13 protein-coding genes are annotated in these 17,855 nt (G+C 72.4%); 5 read left to right on the plus strand and 8 right to left on the minus strand.

All coding sequences use genetic code 11. The features are described from left to right. Nucleotides 1-21 precede the first annotated feature (21 nt). Nucleotides 22-930: an ADP-ribosylglycohydrolase family protein gene (locus ACIQPT_RS26090; RefSeq protein ID WP_401159024.1), complete on the minus strand. Its 909-nt coding sequence runs from the start codon at nt 928-930 to the stop codon at nt 22-24. Nucleotides 931-998: 68 nt separating this feature from the next. Further along, a complete protein-coding gene (locus ACIQPT_RS26095; RefSeq protein ID WP_401159026.1) occupies nt 999-2,126 on the minus strand; it encodes a ferritin-like domain-containing protein in 1,128 nt (375 codons plus the stop codon). A 257-nt stretch (nt 2,127-2,383) separates the two neighbouring features. Between ACIQPT_RS26095 and ACIQPT_RS26100 the strand changes: the two genes are divergently transcribed. From ACIQPT_RS26100 to ACIQPT_RS26120, 5 genes are all read left to right on the plus strand, one after another. After that, nucleotides 2,384-3,319 carry a diiron oxygenase gene (locus ACIQPT_RS26100; protein ID WP_401159027.1) on the plus strand — a complete coding sequence of 312 codons (936 nt, stop codon included), beginning with the start codon at nt 2,384-2,386 and terminating at the stop codon, nt 3,317-3,319. 34 nt (nt 3,320-3,353) lie between these two features. Further along, nucleotides 3,354-4,130, plus strand: coding sequence for a TetR/AcrR family transcriptional regulator (locus ACIQPT_RS26105; protein WP_401159029.1), 777 nt, complete (start codon nt 3,354-3,356; stop codon nt 4,128-4,130). A 4-nt stretch (nt 4,131-4,134) separates the two neighbouring features. Beyond that, nucleotides 4,135-4,422 carry a hypothetical protein gene (locus ACIQPT_RS26110; protein ID WP_401159031.1) on the plus strand — a complete coding sequence of 96 codons (288 nt, stop codon included), beginning with the start codon at nt 4,135-4,137 and terminating at the stop codon, nt 4,420-4,422. 103 nt (nt 4,423-4,525) lie between these two features. Further along, nucleotides 4,526-7,672 carry a PQQ-binding-like beta-propeller repeat protein gene (locus ACIQPT_RS26115; RefSeq protein WP_401159033.1) on the plus strand — a complete coding sequence of 1,049 codons (3,147 nt, stop codon included), beginning with the start codon at nt 4,526-4,528 and terminating at the stop codon, nt 7,670-7,672. Nucleotides 7,673-7,839: 167 nt separating this feature from the next. Further along, nucleotides 7,840-9,132 (plus strand): NlpC/P60 family protein, encoded by a 1,293-nt coding sequence (locus tag ACIQPT_RS26120; protein WP_401159034.1) that lies wholly within the window; start codon nt 7,840-7,842, stop codon nt 9,130-9,132. Nucleotides 9,133-9,168: 36 nt separating this feature from the next. Here ACIQPT_RS26120 and ACIQPT_RS26125 read toward each other — a convergent pair whose 3' ends face one another. The 6 genes from ACIQPT_RS26125 to ACIQPT_RS26150 all read right to left on the minus strand — a co-directional run bounded on the left by ACIQPT_RS26125 (nt 9,169) and on the right by ACIQPT_RS26150 (nt 17,551). After that, nucleotides 9,169-11,364: a hypothetical protein gene (locus ACIQPT_RS26125; RefSeq protein WP_401159036.1), complete on the minus strand. Its 2,196-nt coding sequence runs from the start codon at nt 11,362-11,364 to the stop codon at nt 9,169-9,171. A 160-nt stretch (nt 11,365-11,524) separates the two neighbouring features. Continuing rightward, nucleotides 11,525-12,760 (minus strand): styrene monooxygenase/indole monooxygenase family protein, encoded by a 1,236-nt coding sequence (locus tag ACIQPT_RS26130; protein WP_401159038.1) that lies wholly within the window; start codon nt 12,758-12,760, stop codon nt 11,525-11,527. A 49-nt stretch (nt 12,761-12,809) separates the two neighbouring features. Continuing rightward, entirely contained in the window at nt 12,810-13,481 is a 672-nt protein-coding gene (locus ACIQPT_RS26135) for a GTP-binding protein (protein WP_401159040.1), read from the minus strand. After that, a complete protein-coding gene (locus ACIQPT_RS26140; RefSeq protein ID WP_401159042.1) occupies nt 13,462-13,878 on the minus strand; it encodes a DUF742 domain-containing protein in 417 nt (138 codons plus the stop codon). The genes ACIQPT_RS26135 and ACIQPT_RS26140 overlap by 20 nt, the downstream gene beginning before the upstream one ends. Beyond that, nucleotides 13,875-14,366 (minus strand): roadblock/LC7 domain-containing protein, encoded by a 492-nt coding sequence (locus ACIQPT_RS26145; RefSeq protein WP_401159044.1) that lies wholly within the window; start codon nt 14,364-14,366, stop codon nt 13,875-13,877. Before ACIQPT_RS26145 ends, ACIQPT_RS26140 begins: the two co-directional genes overlap by 4 nt. Next, nucleotides 14,363-17,551, minus strand: a complete 3,189-nt coding sequence (locus tag ACIQPT_RS26150) for a nitrate- and nitrite sensing domain-containing protein (protein WP_401159046.1) — start codon at nt 17,549-17,551, stop codon at nt 14,363-14,365. The genes ACIQPT_RS26145 and ACIQPT_RS26150 overlap by 4 nt, the downstream gene beginning before the upstream one ends. Between the last annotated feature and the right edge of the window lie 304 nt (nt 17,552-17,855).

Genomic DNA, 17,855 nt, shown 5'->3' on the forward strand with positions numbered 1-17,855 from the left:
TCGACGCGGCCGCTGTCGGCCTCATCCCAACGGCTCGCGCCTGCGCAGCCACTCCTCCGGCGCCCCGGCCGTCCCGGTCGCCGCCCCGACCACGCCCCCGGTGATCGCGCACGTGGTGTCGACGTCGCCGAGGCCCTCCGCGGTCGCCCAGAGCGCCGCCTCCAGGTCGTCCCCGTGGCGGGTGGCGGTCCACAGCGCGAAGGGCACGGTGTCGTCGGCCCGGATGCGCTGCCCGTTGCCGAGGAGGTCCGCGGCCTTCCACGGTTCCGTGCCGAACGGCGTCCGGGCCGCCCGCCGCACCCCCTCGCGCAGCGGCCCCTCGGGCGTCCGGTCCGCGACCGCGTCCAGCGTCAGTTCGCCGCGGGCCGAGAGCGCGGCCGCCACCGCGACGGCCACCGCGCCCGCGATGCCGTCCGGGTGGGCGTGGGTGACGGCGGCGGAGAGCGCGGCCTGTTCCACGACCCGGTCCAGGTCCTCGTGGAAGCGGGCGCCGAGGGGTGCGACCCGCATGGCCGCGCCGTTGCCGAGGCTGCCGCCGTCGAAGAGTTCGGGGGCCAGGGTGCGCCAGTCGGCCGGGGATGCGAGCAGCCGGGGCAGCAGGAGGTGCATGCCGTGGCCGTACCCCCGGGCCTGGTCGGCGTCGAAGGCGAGGGCGTAGCAGAGCGCCAGGTGGTCCTGGTCGACGTGGCCGTACTCGTCGAGGCAGCGGTACAGGGCGAGCGCGAGGGCCGTGTCGTCGGTCCAGTGCCAGAGAGGTTCGGCCGGGGTGCGGCGGGCCCGGATCTCGTTCGCGGCCTGCCGGGGTTCGCGGAAGAGGGGGAACCAGCGCTCCCCGAACGCGTCGCCGAGGGCGAGTGCTTCGAGACTGCGGCGGGCGGCGGCGTGACCGGCTGCGCTGACCGCGGTGGCTGCGGGCGGGTTCGTCGTCATGCCTGCATCCTGACCGTCGGGGCCCGTGCGCGTACATCCCTTATCGGCCCCGCCCGTCGCACGTCCCTTCAGGCGGCGTCGGCGGCCCCCTCGCCGATCGCCCCCTCGCCGATCGCCTCCGCGACCTCCGCCACCCGGGCCTGCTCCTCGGCGGCGAAGCGTTCGCGGTCCAGTTCCTCGGCAATCTCCTCGTCCTGGGACATCAGCAGGTCGAGGTTGGAGTCGCCGAGTTCGAGGACGCCCATGTCGACGTACGCCTTCTGGAGCCTCGGGCCCCACAGGCCGATGTCCTTGACGCACGGGACGATCCGGCTGAACAGGAGCTTGCGGAACAGCTGGAGGTACTCGGAGTGCTCGGAGAGGTCCTGTGCCTCCTGCTTGCCGATGCCGAAGTTCTCCAGGACCTCGACGCCGCTGAGCCGGTCGCGCATCAGGTAGCAGCCCTCGATGACGAACTCCTCGCGCTCGCGCAGTTCGGCGTCGCTCAGCTGCCTGTAGTAGTCGCGCAGCGCCATCCGCCCGAAGGCGACGTGCCGGGCCTCGTCCTGCATGACGTACGCGAGGATCTGCTTGGGCAGCGGTTTGGTCGTGGTGTCGCGGATCATCCCGAAGGCGGCCAGCGCCAGGCCTTCTATCAGGACCTGCATCCCGAGGTAGGGCATGTCCCAGCGGGAGTCGCGCAGGGTGTCGCCGAGCAGCCCCTGGAGGTTGTCGTTGACCGGGTAGAGCATGCCGATCTTCTCGTGCAGGAAGCGGCCGTAGATCTCGGCGTGCCGGGCCTCGTCCATGGTCTGGGTGGCGGAGTAGAACTTGGCGTCCAGGTCGGGGACGGACTCCACGATCCTGGCCGCGCACACCATCGCGCCCTGCTCGCCGTGCAGGAACTGGCTGAACTGCCAGGAGGTGTAGTGCTTGCGCAGCTCGCCCCGGTCCCGCTCCGTCATCTTCGCCCAGTGCGGAGTCCCGTACAGCGTGAGCGCCTCGTCGGGGGTGCCGAGCGGGTCGGCGGGGTCGACCTCGAGCGACCAGTCGATGCGCTTGTTGCCGTCCCACTGCTTGTCCTTGCCCTTCTGGTAGAGGGCGAGGAGGCGTTCGCGGCCGTCGTCGTAGTCCCAGTTGAACCGGGCGGCTCCGGTGGCGGGGACCTGCCAGATCGGTTCGGCGGGCGGGGTGGTGTAGAGGTCATGTGTGGACACGGACGGCTCCTTCGCCTCGACTGAATCGATCTGCTCGACAAGTTCCGTGACACCGAAGGCAGTTGAGCGCGCGTGAGCATATGCACCGGCCGCCTCCCCGACAGGTTCACACCTTGGTAGACAGCGGGTCAACAAGTCGGACGGAGTCGTGCGGAGTCGTGCGCAAGGGATTGACGGCCTTGCTGACAGGCAGTCTCATAAGGAGTGACCGCCGGTAACTCCTATTCCCGGCAACCCCTGTGTGAGGTGCTCCCGCCATGACGACCGTCACCGCTCGCGATGTGACCGTGCTCCGCGACGCGCTCGGGCCGCTCCGCGACCGCGAGCAGATCGCCCTGCGGCTGCTCGAATCCTCGGCCAAGCACTCCTTCGACCCGGACACCGAACTCGACTGGGACGCGGCCGTCGAGGAGGGCAAGTGGTTCTGGCCGCCGGAGCTGCTCTCGCTGTACGGGACCCCGATGTGGGACCGCATGTCCGAGGAGCAGCGGCTCGACCTCTCCCGGCACGAGGGGGCCGCGCTGGCCTCGCTCGGCATCTGGTTCGAGATCATCCTGATGCAGTTGCTGGTGCGGCACGTCTACGACAAGCCGGTGACCAGCAACCATGTCCGCTACGCGCTCACGGAGATAGCCGACGAGTGCCGGCACTCGATGATGTTCGGCCGCATGATCGACTGGGGCGGCGCCCCGACGTACCCGGTGCCGCGCGTCTACCACAACCTCGCGCGGATCCTGAAGACCGTCTCCACCACCCCCGGTTCGTTCGCCGCGACCCTGCTGGGCGAGGAGATCCTCGACTGGATGCAGCGGCTGACGTTCCCGGACGAGCGGGTGCAGACCCTGGTGCGCGGTGTGACCCGGATCCATGTGATCGAGGAGGCCCGGCACGTCCGGTACGCCCGGGAGGAGCTGCGCCGCCAGATGGTGACCGCCCCGCGCTGGGAGCGGGAACTCACCAAGGTCAGCTGCGGTGAGGCGGCCCGGGTCTTCTCCGTCTGCTTCGTGAACCCGCAGGTGTACGAGAACGTCGGCCTGGACCGCCGTGAGGCCGTCGCCCAGGTGAAGGCGAGCGGGCACCGCGCCGAGGTCATGCAGTCCGGCGCGAAACGGCTCACCGACTTCTTCGACGACATCGGGCTGCTGAACGGCGTCGGCCGCCGGCTGTGGCGAAGCTCCGGTCTGCTGGCCTGAGGTGTACCGCGGGTCAGCCCTTAGGCTCGGTGGCATGACCTCCACCGCCGCAGTCCCGCCGCCCCGGGCGACGTACCGCAGGCTCAGCGTCGAGGAGCGCCGCTCCCAGCTGCTGCTCGCCGCGCTCGGCCTCTTCGCCCATCGGGCGCCCGACGAGGTCTCGCTCGACGAGGTGGCGGTGGCGGCCGGAGTGTCCCGGCCGCTCGTCTACCGCTACTTCCCGGGCGGGCGGCAGCAGTTGTACGAGGCCGCGCTCGGCTCGGCGGCCGACGAGCTGACGCTGTGCTTCACCGAACCGCCGGTCGGCCCGCCCACCGAGCGGGTCGCCCGGGTCCTGGACCGCTATCTGCGCTTCGTCGACGAGCACGACACCGGGTTCAGCGCCCTGCTGCGCGGCGGCAGCGTCGTGGAGACCTCCCGTACGACGACGATCGTGGACGGGGTGCGCCGGGCGGCGGCCGACGAGATCCTGCGCCATCTCGGGCGGATCGGCGGGGCCGGCGAGCAGCCCGCCGGGCCGAGGCTGCGGATGATGGTGCGCAGTTGGATCGCGGCCGTCGAGGCGGCCTCGCTGATCTGGCTGGACGACGGGAAGCGGCCGGACGCGGCCGAGCTGCGGGGCTGGCTGGTCGACCATCTGATCGCGCTGCTCGCCGCGACCGCCGCCACCGACCCGGAGACCGCGGCGGTGGTCAACGACCTGCTGGCCCTGGAGAGGGCCGACGGCCCGGCCGGACGGCTCGCGGAACGGGTGATTCCGGTCGTCGCGGAGGCGGCACACCTGCTGCCCGCGTCCCCTGCGTCAGACTGACCGGGTGAAGAGCGAGAACACCCCTTTCCGAGGCGGGCCCCTGGACGGCCGGGTCCTGCCGATCCTGCTGGGCCCGACCGGCCATCCCCCGAAGTGGTACGAGGTCCCCGTGCCCTCCCCCGACGGCGGCCCCGCCACCGTCTACGCCTACCAGCGGGTCCCGGCCGGCTACACCAAGCGGCTCGGGCTGCAGCGCGGCTGGGTGTACGAGTACGCCCCCGGGGGCCGCGAGCACCGCACCCTGAAGTGGCCCTGGTCCAAGACTCCCCCGGGCTCCCCGGGCCGCGACTGAGCGGCGGGCGACCGTCCGGGGGGCACAGGCCCTAAGATCGACGGTCAGGTGCCGAGGGACGGGTCACTCGGTCGCCGAAGGACGGTCACAAGGGGGGTGCGCCATGGAGGCGCTGCGTCAGGACGATCCACGCCGCTTCGGCCGCTTCACCGCGCTGGCCCGCTTCCACGAAGGCGCGAGCGCCGTGAGGTACGTGGCCCGGGACACCGCCTCCGGCGAGATGGCCCTCATCACCGCCGCGCGCCCCGAGCTGGCCGCCGTACCGGTCTTCAGCCGCCGGTTCCAGGCCGAGGCCCGCACCGCCGAACGCCTCGCGGGCGGCTGGGTGACCCCGCCCCTGGACACCGGCGAGGAGCCGGAGGCCCCCGCGGACGGGCCGGAACCCCTGTGGACGGCGGCGGGTTACGTCCCCGCGCTGCCGCTCGCCGAGGCCATCGGGATCGCCGGTCCGCTGGACGAGCGGGCCTTGCGGATACTGGGCGCGGGCATCGCCGAGATCCTCTCCCGGGTGCACGCCGCCGGGTCCGTGCTCCAGGGGCTGGCCCCGGGCACGGTGCTGCTGGCCGTCGACGGCCCCCGCCTCACCGCCTTCGGCCCGCTGGGCGCCGCGGCGTCGGCGGAGGCCGGTCCGGGCGGCCAGCTCTCGGTACGGCTGGGCTATCTGACGCCCGAGCAGATCGAGGGCAAGGAGGTCTCCGCCGCCTCCGACCTGTTCGTGCTGGGGCTGCTGCTGGCGTACGCGGCGACCGGGACGACCCCGTTCACGGAGGGCCCGGCCGAGGAGGCCGCCCGCCGGATCGCCGAGGACGAGCCCGAACTCGACGCCGTACCGGAGGCGTTGCGGGAGCTGATCGCGGGCTGCCTGGCGAAGGACCCGGCCGAGCGGCCCGCCGCCGGCACGGTCGCCGCCGAACTGGCCCTGGAGGGCGCGGCGGGCCTCGCCCGGGGCGGCTGGCTCCCCGACCGGCTCGCGGCGGCGGTCGCGGACCAGGAGGCGCGGGTCCTGGCCCTGGAGGTGCCGGAGGAGGGGGCCGGGGAGCCCGGGGAGCCCGGGGAGACCGGGGCGACCGGGGAGACCGGGGAGACCGGGGCGACCGGGGCGACCGGGGCGGAGGAGACGCCGGAGCCTGAGGCGGAGGAGGCCCCGGAGCCCGGGGCGGAGGGTACGTCGGCCTCTGTGTCAGCGTCGACGTCTGGCTCGGCGTCGGCGTCTGGCTCGGCCTCGGCCTCTGAGTCGGCGTCTGACTCTGCGTCTGCGTCTGGCTCTACGTCGGCGTCTGCGTCTGCGTCGGAGGGAGCCCTGGAGCCCGAGGACGCCCGGCCGGTGAACGCGGCCACGCCCGAGGAGCCCGGGGAGGTCTCCGTGGGCCCGAAGTCCGCGCCGGAGGGGGCCCCGCAGCCCGAGGACGCCCGGCCCGCCGACCCTCGCCTTGCCCCTGAGCCGAAGGACGCGGGTACGACTCCGGAGCCCGAGGACGCCCGGCCGCTGCCCGCGTCGCCCGTGGACGCATCGCGGCTGCCCGCGTCACCGGTGGACACGCCACCGTCGGTCGCCCCCGCGCCCCAGGAGCCCGCCGCCGCGCCCGCGGCCACGGGCGACGGGGACATCGGTGAGGACCGGGGCACCACCCGGTTCCTCAACACCGGGCCCCGGCCTCCGCAGAACGACCGCCCGACGACCCAGCTCGCGCTCCCCCACGAACTCACCGCACCCCCGGGCGCCGCCCTCGCCCCGGCGGCCCACCCGATGCCGCCCGCACTGCCCGCCGCCCCCGCCGCCCCGCAACCGCCGCAGGCGACCCCTACGCACGGCGGCCCCGCCCCGTACCCCGCCGCGGCACTCCCGGCCGGGCCCGCGGGTCCCGGTGGGCCCGGTGGGGGGCCGATGGTGTCGTTGCCGCTGCCTCCCGCGCCGGCCCCGGTGCCCGACCCCGCCGTAAGCCGCCGGACCCTGCTGACCATCGCGGCGGCGGCCGTCGGCGGGCTGATCGTGGGCGGCGGTTCGGTCGCCGCGCTCGGGTCCGGGGACACCGCGGCGGCGACGGACGACAAGCCCGCCCCGAAGCCCCGCCGTACGCTCCCCGGGCAGGCCCCCGAGCCGCGCTGGATCTACGCGCACCCGGCCTCCGAGTCGTCCCCGCTCACCACCGCCGTATGGCAGGACAAGCTGCTCGTGGTGACGAGCGAGAGCCAGGCCAGCGCCGTGGACCTGCGCACCGGCAAGCGGCTGTGGCAGCGCGCCGACGGGGCGAAGGGGCAGGCCGCGCTGGCGGCGGGCGACGACCTGGTCTTCGTGGCGAGCCCGACGGAGTTCCTGTGGCTGTCGCCGAAGGACGGCAAGGTCGTGCACCGCGTGCGCTACACGGACGCCTTCGCCGACCTGCCGGGCCTCACGGTCGGGCAGTTGGCCGGCAGCTCCGGGCCGGTCATCTGGTTCACCGGGTCGCACACGGTCACCGTGAAGGCCCCGAAGCCGAAGAAGGGCAAGAAGAAGGGCAAGGACAAGGAAGTCGTCCAGGCCCACTTCTTCGCGTACGACATCGTGCAGCGCAAGGAGCTGTGGCGGACCTCGGTGCCCGCGGGCCGCGACCCCGGCACCCCCGCCTACCGTGTGGTCGCCGAGCGCTCGGCCGACGTCCTCGTGCGGCAGGACGCGGTCAGCCTGACTGCGGCCCAGGTCAAGGCGGCCAAGAAGAAGGGCTCGGTCCGCTCGTTCGACCAGAAGACCGGCAAGCTGCTGTGGACCAAGCAGTACGGCGCGGCCTCCCCCGAGGCGGCCACCGCGGGCGACGAGGACGGGACGCTGTACACGGCGGTCGGCAAGGACCTCCAGGCCTTCGAGACGGACACGACGAAGCCGCTGTGGCGCGTCGAGGGCAGCGACGACTCGGCGTTCGGCACCCCGCTGGTCGCCGGGCCGCTGATCCACACCACCGAACGCAGCCGGCTGGTCGGCGCGGTGGAACGGGAGAGCGGCCGGCTCGTGTGGCGGCGCTCCACGGAGGTGCCGGGCATCGGGAACGCCCCGTCGCTCACGCTGAGCGGCAGCGAGAAGACCCTGATCGCCGCCGACGCCGTCCAGGTCACGGCGTTCTCGGCGGCCGACGGCGAGCGGCTGTGGAAGTTCCAGGACATCGGGTCGGCCGATCCGAAGGGGGCGACGGTGAGCGCGTCGTACCGGGTGCTCGCCGTCGGCAAGACCGTCGTCGTCCAGCGGGACAGGTCCTTCTACGCCTTCCCGGTCGCCTGAGACCCGACCCCTCTCACCACCACCACCGCCGCCGCCGTCCGGGGGATCCCCGGGCGGCGCGCCGTGCGGTGCTTGCCTCACCTGATATCACGTGACCGGATGATCGGATTCGCCCATTTATGGACGAGCCCGTTGCCGGGCTACGTCTCCGTCACGGAGGTGATGTCGTGTCAGGCAGACTCCTGCGCGCGGTCTGCACGAGCGCGCTGGCCGCGGCGCTCACGGTCTCCCCCGCCACCGCCGCATCGGCCGAGCCGGGCCCCGTACCGTCCGAGGAATCCGTACCGCTCGCCGAGGAAACGGCCGAGGAGGACGCCCAGGAGGTCGACGCGCCGGAGGAGGACGCCCCGGAAGTGGACGCTCCGGAGGTGGACGCTCCGGAGGTCGACGCCGAGACCGCCCTCGGCGCGCCCGAGGCGCCCAAGAACGTCGTCACCCTGCTGCGCGAGTTGCAGACCCGCTACCAGGCGGCGGAGGAGGCGAGCGAAACGTACAACGCCACCGCCGAGAAGCTGAAGCAGCGGACCGCGCAGGTGAAGAAGGTGAACGCGGACCTGGCGAAGGCGCGGGCCGCGCTGGAGATCAGCCGCGGGGACGCCGGGCGGCTGGCCCGTGAGCAGTACCAGGGGCGTACCGAGTTCTCCGCGTACCTCCGGCTGCTGCTGTCCCACGATCCCGTGCGCGCCCTGGACCAGAGCCATGTCGTGGGGCGGCTGGCCGCGAACCGCGCCGCGACGGTCGACCGGCTGACCGACGCCGCCCGGCGGGCCGACACGCTGGCCGCCGCCTCCCGCAAGGCGCTGGACCAGCAGAAGAAGCTGGCCGACCGGCAGAAGAAGCAGCGCGACACCGTACGCGGCAGGCTCAAGGAGGTCGAGGGGCTGCTGGCCACGCTCTCCGAGGAGCAGATGACCCAGCTCGCCGGTCTCGAACAGCAGGGCGTGGACAAGGCCCAGCGCGAGCTGGTGGCCTCCGGGGCGCTCAGCTCCACCCGGCCGCCCACCCGGCAGGGCGGCGACGCCGTCGCGTACGCGATCCGGCAGATCGGCAAGCCGTACGTGTGGGGGGCCGAGGGCCCCGGTTCCTTCGACTGCTCCGGGCTCACGTCCCAGGCCTGGTCGGCGGCGGGGCGGGCGATCCCGCGCACCTCGCAGGAGCAGTGGAAGCAGCTCCCGAAGGTGCCGGTCTCCGCGCTGCGCCCCGGGGACCTGGTGATCTACTTCCCGAAGGCGACCCATGTGGCGCTGTACATCGGCAACGGCCTGGTGGTGCAGGCGCCCCGCCCCGGTACGAAGGTCAAGGTCTCACCCCTGGCGTCGAACCCGCTGCTGGGCGCCGTCCGCCCCGACCCCGGCGGCGCCCCGCTGTCCACGTACACGCTCCCGGAGCTGCCGAAGGGCGCGACGGACGGATCCGACACGGGATACAGCTCCGGCGCCGCGCCCGGAACTTCTCCCTGACCGTCCGACCGTCTGACCGCTTCCGTGTGAGGGCGGTCAGTGGCTCACGTACTGCTTGTAGTTCTGACTGTGCGGGTAGGCCCACTCCGCCTTCGTGAGACGTTTGCCGGTGATGGCGGTGACCTCGGTTCCCCCGTCGGTCTCGCACAGCGCCAGCAGCTTCACGCCGGCTCGGTCCACCAGTAGGTCCCTGGTCCCGGCGCACTCGCCCGCGGCCTTCGCCATCCTGCCGGTCACCTCGGCGACCACGCCGCCATTCTTGCCCTCCTTCTCGCCGTACGTCAGGGCCAGCAGGGTGCCGGAGGCGGTCATGGCGTAGAAGGCTCCGGGATGCTCATCCAGGGCGTCGTCACGCCGAGTCGCCGGGGGGACCAGCGCCTCCAGCGGCTCCCCGTCCTCCGCGTACAGCTTCTGGTAGGAGCCCTGCCCCTCGACTCGGCCGCGGGCGGGTTCGAGGCGGTACAGCGAACCGTGGCTCAGCCACAGGACGTCGCCGAATCTCGGAGCGTACGGGCGCAGCGGCAGTTCGGTGTTCTTGGGGAGTTCCACCACGGTGCCCCAAGCCTCGTCGTCGTAGTCCTTGCCCACCAGCAGCGGCCCGTCGTAGTCGTCACACCAACGCCCGACCACCACTACGCCCTTGGGGCCGTCCCGGACGTCACTGATGCGAGGGGCCCGGTCGCAGCCCAGGCGGGGAACCGTGTCCTGCCGGTGCGATATCAGGCGGCTCAGGCCGTCGTACGCGAGGTCGGTCTCGTCCACCCCGCGCCCCAGGTCGGCGGGCCGCTCCGGGATCTGGGTGTAGTACGGCGAGGTGCAGCCCTGCGCGAGTACCAGCGGAGCACCGATCGTGCGGGCGCTTCTGCGTTCGTGGGTGGCCAGGTGGAAGCAGCCCTTGTTCTCCTTCGTCACGGCCAGCACCTTGCCGGTCCAGTGATCGACCTCGACGAGCTGCCTGCTGGTCTGCACATAGATCTGGTCCGCGTGCCCCAGGGGGACCAGCGGCTGCCACTTCACGTCCTGGTCCTCGCCGCCTTCGGAGATGTAACTCTCCGTCGCGAAGGCCCAGTTGAAGGCCCGGTCCTTCCACGATGCCGGGGAGGGAAGCTGGGTGGTGTTCTTCACCTCCCCGCTGGAGCCGTCGAGGGTGACCAGGGTGAGGGGGTCGACCACCACGTGTACACGGCAGAAGTCGGAGACTCCGACCTGGCCGAGCCGTGAGTCGGTCGTGTAAGTCTTGTCCAGGCGGGGCAGCGTGAGCTCGGTGTCCCGGACCGTGTAGCGCCAGCGCTCACTTCCGTCGGCCGCGTCGTAGCCGACCACCGCGTTCCCGCCGGAGACGGACTCCACCGCCACCAGCGTGCTCTGCGTCACCAGCGGGTCGTTCCGGTGCTTCTGGTCCACCCGCCATCCGTTGTCCTTGGGGCGGTCGAGTACGCAGGTGGTCAACTCCACCGGGCCCGGCAGCTTTTTCCGCCACAGCGTCTTCTCGGGCTTGAGGTGGGGCACGGGCTCGTGGTGCTCGGCGGCGGAGATGTCATGACCCTTGCCCCGCCGCTCTTCCGGAAGGGTCTGGGAGGTCGCGTCGAACACCGACTTCTTCGTGTCGGCCAGCGCCTGCTGCACGCTCTGGGCGACCTGGTCCGTGCCGACGCTCAACAGCGACCCCGCCAGCGCGCCACCGACCACGACCGCCAGCAGCCGCCGTGCCCGCCGCCGGGTTCCCCCGGCAGCGGCCGGCGGCAGCCGGAAGCCCTGCCGCCGGGCCAGCAGGACACACAGCCCGATCGCGGCCAGGCAGGCCAGGGCAGCCGCCAACGCGGCGGCCGGACGCGGCGGGTCGGCCGCCAGGAACTGGTACGGCCTCGGGGCGCGGGGAAGTTCCTCGGCGGGGCTCCTGGCGAAGGCGAACAGACCGAGGCAGGCCGCCAGTGCCGCCGCGGCCACCGCCCACCGCACCGTTCGGCGGGTGCCGAGGCCGCCCACCAGGAGAACCGCCGCGACCAGTGCGGGTATCGCGACCCACCAGGGCGCCGTGCCGAAGTCATCGGACAGGCCCCAGGACCACGGTGAGAAGGCCGCCAGGACCAGCAGAGCCGCCGCCGCGCCGAACACCGCCGGCGTGATCCACCAGCGCCCCGGCGGGTCGGCCGGGGTCCCGTCCGTCGGCGAGCCGGTTTCCTCGTCGCCGCCGCTCGCGTCCTGTGGTGATGTGCGGTGCTCCTCGCGCACGCGTGCTCCCCTCGGTTCACGGCCGCGCGCGACTGCCGTCGGATCGGCAAGTCGTCATGGCAGGAGGGCACTTCCATGCGATGCCGTACTCCCCCGTCGGCTCCCTGCGAAGGCTACCCAGCCGCCGAACGGAGCGGGCGGACGGGTGGTACGCGGGCGGTCAGGCTCCGGAGACCGAGGCCAGGTACGCGTTCGTCTTCTCCGGCTCGAAGAAGAAGTTCTCGAAGTCCGCCGGGTCGTTGAAGCCGTTGGCGAAGCGGTCCGCGACCGGCTGGAGCTGACCGGCGGCGCCGATCAGGTTCAGCACGTGCTCCGGCGGGACGCCGAGCATCGCGTTGGTCCACTTCGTGACGTGCTGCGCGGTCTCCCAGTAACGGTCGAACGTGGACTGCATCCACGCCGCGTCGAACTCCTTCCCGCCGTGCTCGATGATCGAGTCCAGGTACGCGTTGGCGCACTTGGAGGCCGAGTTGGAGCCCTGTCCGGTGATCGGGTCGTTGGCCACGACGACGTCCGCGACACCGAGGACCAGGCCGCCGCCGGGCAGCCGGCCGATCGGCTTGCGGACCGTGGGGGCGTAGCGGCCGGCGAGGGTGCCGTTGGCGTCGGTCAGCTCGACCTTGGTGGCGCGGGCGTACTCCCACGGCGTGAACTTCTCCATCAGCTCCAGCGTCTTCGCCAGGTGCTCGGAGGGGTCCTTGATGCCCTGGAAGGCGTCGAGCGGTCCGCCCGGGATGCCCTCCCAGAAGAGGATGTCGGCGCGGCCGGAGGTGGTGAGCGTCGGCATCACGAACAGCTCGCCGACGCCCGGCACCAGGTTGCAGCGGACCGCGTCGAACTCCGGGTGCTCCGGGCGGGGGCCCATGCCGTGGACGTACGCGACGGCCAGCGCGCGCTGCGGGGCGTCGAACGGCGAACGGGCCGCGTCCCGGCCGAACATGGAGACCAGCTCGCCCTTGCCGGCCGAGACCATCACCAGGTCGTAGGTGCGGGAGAAGTAGTCCAGGTCGGAGACGGCCGCCCCGTGGATGACGAGCTGCCCGCCGCGCTGGGCGAAGGTCTCCATCCAGCCGGCCATCTTCACGCGCTGGTCGACGGACTGGGCGAAGCCGTCCAGCTTGCCGACCCAGTCGATGGCGCGGGAGGAGTCGGGGGCGGCGACGGAGACGCCGAGGCCCTCGATCTTCGGGGCCTGGGACTCCCAGAAGTTCAGCTGGTAGTCCCGCTCGTGCTGGAGCGCGGTGTGGAACATGCACTGCGTCGACATGACCCGGCCGGTGCGGATCTCGTCGGCGGTGCGGTTGGACATCAGGGTGACTTCGTAGCCTCTGGACTGCAGTCCCAGGGCCAGCTGGAGCCCGGACTGGCCGGCTCCGACTATGAGTATCTTCCGCATCGCGGCTCTCCGTTGTGTGTATTCAAGGCGGGCGGTCTGGGCAGGCGGTCTAGGCGGGGGTGACGTCGAGAGCATGGCCGACCAGGGCCAGGAGCGACTCGACGACCGTGATCCTGTTACGCGCGTCCATGATCACTATCGGCACCTGCGGCGGTACGGTCAGGGCCTCCCTGACGTCCTCCGCCTCGTAACCGGGCGTCCCCTCGAAGTGGTTGACCGCCACGATGTACGGCAGCCCGCAGCTCTCGAAGTAGTCGAGCGCCGGGAAGCAGTCCTCCAGCCTGCGGGTGTCGGCGAGGACGACCGCGCCTATCGCCCCGCGCACCAGGTCGTCCCACATGAACCAGAAGCGCTGCTGGCCCGGGGTGCCGAAGACGTACAGGACGAGGTCGTCCTCCAGCGTGAGCCGGCCGAAGTCCATGGCCACGGTGGTGGTGGTCTTGTCGGGCGTCGCGGTGAGGTCGTCGGTCTCCTCACTGGCCTGGGTCATCAGCGCTTCGGTCTGCAGCGGCGTGATCTCGGAGACCGAGCCGACGAACGTCGTCTTGCCGACGCCGAAGCCGCCCGCCACCACGATCTTGGTGGCGGTGGGGGCGCGGGTGTGGTCGAGCTGCCAGGCCTGGAGGGACTCCTCGGTCTGGTCCACGGGCCGTGACGCCTGTTCCCGGGGCCCCGGCCGGCGCGGGGCGAAGAGCGGCGCCTCAGAGACGGCGGAGTCCATTGAGCACCCTTTCGAGCAGTGCGCGGTCGGGCTGGCCGGTGCCGTGACCGGTCCCGTACACGCGGATCTTTCCTTGGTCGGCCAGGTCGCTGAGCAGCACCCGGACGACTCCGAGCGGCATCTTCAGGAGGGCCGAGATCTCCGCGACCGTACGCATCCGGCGGCAGAGTTCGACGATGGCCTGGAGCTCCGGCATGACCCGCGACACGAGGTTGCCGTTGGTGAGCTCGCGGCGCTCGTCGGGCGCTTCGAGGGCCGCGACGAACGTCTCGACGAGCAGGACGTGCCCGAATCGGGTGCGGCCGCCGGTGAGGGAGTACGGGCGGACCCGGGCGGGGCGCTTGTCGGCCCCGCGGACGGGGAGCCGGGGGGCGGGTTCGGCGGCGGCGGTGGTCACTGGGCGCTCTCCAACGATGTGCGCAGCTCGCTGCGGAGTTCGGGGGTGAGTACGTGTCCGGCGCGGCCGACGAAGAGGGCCATGTGGTACGCGACGACGCTCATGTCGCAGTCCGGGGTGGCGTGGACGCCGAGGAGGGAACCGTCGCTGATCGACATGACGAAGACGCTGCCCTCGTCCATGGCGACCATCGTCTGTTTGACGCCGCCGCCGTCCATCAGCTTCGCGGCTCCGACGGTCAGCGAACCGATGCCGGAGACGATCGTGGCCAGGTCGGCGCTGGATCCCTTGGGCCCGTCCGACGTCCCGGGGGCCGGTGCGGCCGCCTTCGCGGTCAGATGGCCGGGGTCGGAGGAGAGCAGCATCAGGCCGTCGGACGAGACGACGGTGACCGAGTGGACCCCTGGCACCTCCTCCACGAGATTGCTCAGCAACCAGTGAAGGTTCCGGGCCTCGGTACTCAGCCCGAATGTGCTGGGCGCAGTCAACTGCGTGCCTCCTCGACTGTGTCCCCCGTCTCTTCGTTCCGGCCGTCCGCCCGGGCGCCGGTCTCGGCGGCCCGTGCGGTCCTTGCGTTCCGTGCGTCCTCTGTGGTGCCTGTGTTGCCAGTGGCGTGGGTGGTGGTGCTCTGGTGCCCGGTGCGGCCGGTGGGTACGCCTCCGAGGTCGGCGAGGGCGATGCCACCGGTCTCGGCGATCTCCGCCTCGACGTCGCGCCGCCCCTCCTTCGCCGCCTGGTGGAAGCTGCCGAGCCGGCGGCGCAGGGCGTCCCGGTCCAGGCTGCCGGTGCGCCCGGGAGCGGGAGTCGCGTCGGGCTGGACCACCTTGGGAGTGCGCTTCGGCAGCCCCTTGTCGGTGATCCGCCCGGCCTCGGGGCGGCGGGGGCCGGGGACGGTGCCGTCGGCCTCGGCGTGGGGCGCGGGGCGGAACGCGGGCCCGTCCGGGTCCTGGTCGCCCGGGCCGGTCTCGGCCGGACGCTCGTGGCGGTCGGGGCCGATGGCGTACGGGTCGGTGGTGGCCGGGGCGTTCACCGGGGCGGCGGGGGCCTGCGGGGGCTTCGGCAGCCGGACCTGAAGGGTCATCTCGGAGTCCGACCCGGCCTCGGCCTCTTCGGCTTCCTCGGCCTCATCGGCTTCCTCAGCCACTTCGGTCACTTCGGTCACTTCGGTCACTTCGGCCTCTTCAGCCACTTCGGCTGCGGCTTCCGTGACCGGTTCCTGCGCGTCCTGCTCCTGCTCCTGCCCCTGCTCCGGTACGTCGGTGGCTTCCGGGCTCTCGTCGCGTGCGGCGCTCTCGCGGATCGTCCGCTCGGCGGCGGCGATCATGGGGTCCACGGCGGGCAGGGGCTCGGCGGCCGGCTCGGAGGCGTTCTCCGTGTCGGGGTCCGAGGCCGCCTCGGTGACGGGCTCGGTGACGGGCTCGGCGGCCGGGTCGGAGGCCCTGGGCGGGAGCGGTGAACGGCTCGGCAGGGCGTTGGAGTTGGCCTCCGCGACCGAGCCCGGCAGGTTGAGCGTGGGCGCGTCACCGGGCAGCTGCACGGCGGGCGGCGAGGCGGCGGGCAGCGTCTTGGGCAGCAGGGCTTCCGGCAGGACGACGACGGCCGTCACACCACTCCCCTTCTGCTCGCGCAGCTGAACCCGTACTCCGTGCCGGGCGGCCAGCAACGACGTGACCTGGAGGCCGAGTCCGGCCCCGGTCATGTCGATGTGCCGCTCCCCCGGCTCGAACGAGGCCGGGTCGGCCAGCCTGGCATTGAGCTCGCCCATCCGGACCGTCGACATGCCGATGCCCTCGTCCGACACGGAGAGCATCACCTCACCGCTCTCCAGGAGCCAGCCGGACAGCTCGACATGGGAGTCGGGCGGCGAGAAGGAGGTGGCGTTCTCCAGGAGTTCGGCCAGCAGGTGGCTGAGGTCGTCGGCGGCGAACCCGGCGATCTGGGCGTGCGGCGGCAGGGACTGGATGGTCACCCGCTCGTACCGCTCGATCTCGCTGACGGCCGCGCGCGCCACGTCGACCAGCGGGATCGGCCCGGCGTGGCCGTGACCGTGCTCGGCGCCGGCGAGGACGAGCATGTTCTCGCTGTGGCGGCGCATGACCGTGGCCATGTGGTCCAGCTTGAAGAGGGTGGCCAGGCGCTCCGGGTCCTGCTCGCGCTCCTCCAGTCCCTCGATGACGCCGAGCTGCCGCTCGACCAGGCCGAGGGTGCGCAGGGAGAGGTTGACGAAGGTGTGGTTGACCGTGTTCCTCAGCTGCTCCAGCTGCGTGGCCAGCTCGGAGGCCTGTGTCTGGAGTTCGGCCCGCTGGGCGACGAGGTTCTCGCGGCCCGCGATCAGCTTGGACCGTTCGCCGGTGAGGCCCTCGACCCGTCCGGTGAAGTCCTGGTGCAGGGTGGTGAGCCTGCCGTGCAGGGTGTTCATCGACCGGACGACCTGGGCGAACTCGTCGTTGCGGCCGGTGTAGCGGACCGGTTCGGCGTTCTCGGGGTCCTCGGCGAGGCGCGCGGCGCCGATACGCAGGACGGCGAGCGGCTGGGTGAGCGTGCGGGCGACGGCGGTGGAGACGCCGACGGCGAGCAGGAAGCAGCCGCCGAGCAGGGCGATGCTCAGTTCGAGGGCGGTGACGTCGTCGTCGCGCAGGCCCTCCAGGTGCTGGACCTGGCCGGTGGTCAGGGCGGACTCGACACCGCGCATCCGGTCGACGCGGGCGGAGAGAAGCGCTTCCAGCTTCTTGGCGTCGATGCGGCGCTCCGCCTCCGAGAGCTCGGGGCGGTCGGTGAGGCGGGTGAGGTACTTCTCCGCGTCGTTGACCTCGGGTCCGGTGACCGTGGCGGAGAGCTTGTCGCGGGCCTTCGGGTCCGCCGCCTGGTCGAAGTCGGCGAGCGCGGCCAGCTCCCGGACACGGGCCTGCTGGGCGGCGGCGCTCAGTCGGTCGCGTTCACGGTCGGCGCGGGTGGCGCCCTCGTCCTGGGTCTGCACGGGCAGCCCGGTGAAGGGGTCGGTCTGCGGGGCCGTCGGCTCGGGGGTCGGCACGGCGAGCGCGGCGAGGAGAAGCCCACGGGTCGCGGAGGCCTGTTCGGACGCGCCGCCGAGGGTGAGCGGGGCCCGGGTGGCGTCGGCGGCGCGCGGCGGGGTCTTCTCCGCCAGTTCGGCGGCGATGCCGTGCAGCTTGGCGATGATGTCGGAGTACGCCTGGTGCGCCTCCAGGGCCGAGCCCTTGCCGGTCAGCGCGGAGCGGCGCAGCGAGGGAACCGTCGAGAGGTCGCGGCGCAGGGCCGCGGAGGCCGCCTCGTGGATCTCGTCGATCTGCTGGTCGACGCGGGTGGTGCGGGCGGCGCGGTTCTTCGCGCCGTCGCTGTCGTCGCCCTCCTCGACCCGGCCTTCGGCGATGTACGCGGTGATGGCGTCACGTTCGTCGGCGAGGGAGTGCCCGAGGGTGACCGCCTGCTGGTTCAGCTCGGCGAGCGTGACCAGCCGCTGGGACTCGGTCAGATCGGCGGAGGCCCCGAGCACGGCGGGGGCGCCCGCCGCTATGACGATGACACCGACGACCGCGACACCTGCGACCAGTCGGCTGCGCACCCGCACGGTCCGCTTGTCCGCGCCGGGTGCCGGAGGCGTCGCCCCGGAACCGTCGCGCGTCGTGCCCTTGCTCCGCGGCCGCTTCTTCTGCACCGGTGCTCGCAATCTTGACTCGTCCACCCTTGAAGCAGAGGTGACGCACGGTCACATGGAAGGGCGCCCCGCTCCTGGTACGGCTTCTGACCATTCCAGCGCTTATGAGAGGGGGGCGCGCATCAACCGCTCCGCCACTCGAAGGAGTGAACATCACTCCGGAGTTGGCGAACAAGTCTCCCCTGGTGCGCCCCTGACCATGCATGGACGACGGGGTGGAACTTCCGCTCCGCCTTTGGCAAGATGCCCGCCCGCACATCGGTCCGGAGTCGCTCCTTCCGCCCTGTGCGCCCGCGTTGACCTG

Origin of the sequence: Streptomyces sp. NPDC091289, assembly GCF_044757365.1 — a bacterium.
In the GTDB taxonomy this organism is placed as follows: domain Bacteria; phylum Actinomycetota; class Actinomycetes; order Streptomycetales; family Streptomycetaceae; genus Streptomyces.

Bases quoted from the DNA above. Each gene is read 5' to 3' on its own strand.
- ACIQPT_RS26090 (WP_401159024.1), bottom strand. From the start codon at position 930: ATGACGACGAACCCGCCCGCAGCCACCGCGGTCAGCGCAGCCGGTCAC.
- ACIQPT_RS26100 (WP_401159027.1), top strand. From the start codon at position 2,384: ATGACGACCGTCACCGCTCGCGATGTGACCGTGCTCCGCGACGCGCTC.
- ACIQPT_RS26105 (WP_401159029.1), top strand. From the start codon at position 3,354: ATGACCTCCACCGCCGCAGTCCCGCCGCCCCGGGCGACGTACCGCAGG.
- ACIQPT_RS26115 (WP_401159033.1), top strand. From the start codon at position 4,526: ATGGAGGCGCTGCGTCAGGACGATCCACGCCGCTTCGGCCGCTTCACC.
- ACIQPT_RS26130 (WP_401159038.1), bottom strand. From the start codon at position 12,760: ATGCGGAAGATACTCATAGTCGGAGCCGGCCAGTCCGGGCTCCAGCTG.
- ACIQPT_RS26135 (WP_401159040.1), bottom strand. From the start codon at position 13,481: ATGGACTCCGCCGTCTCTGAGGCGCCGCTCTTCGCCCCGCGCCGGCCG.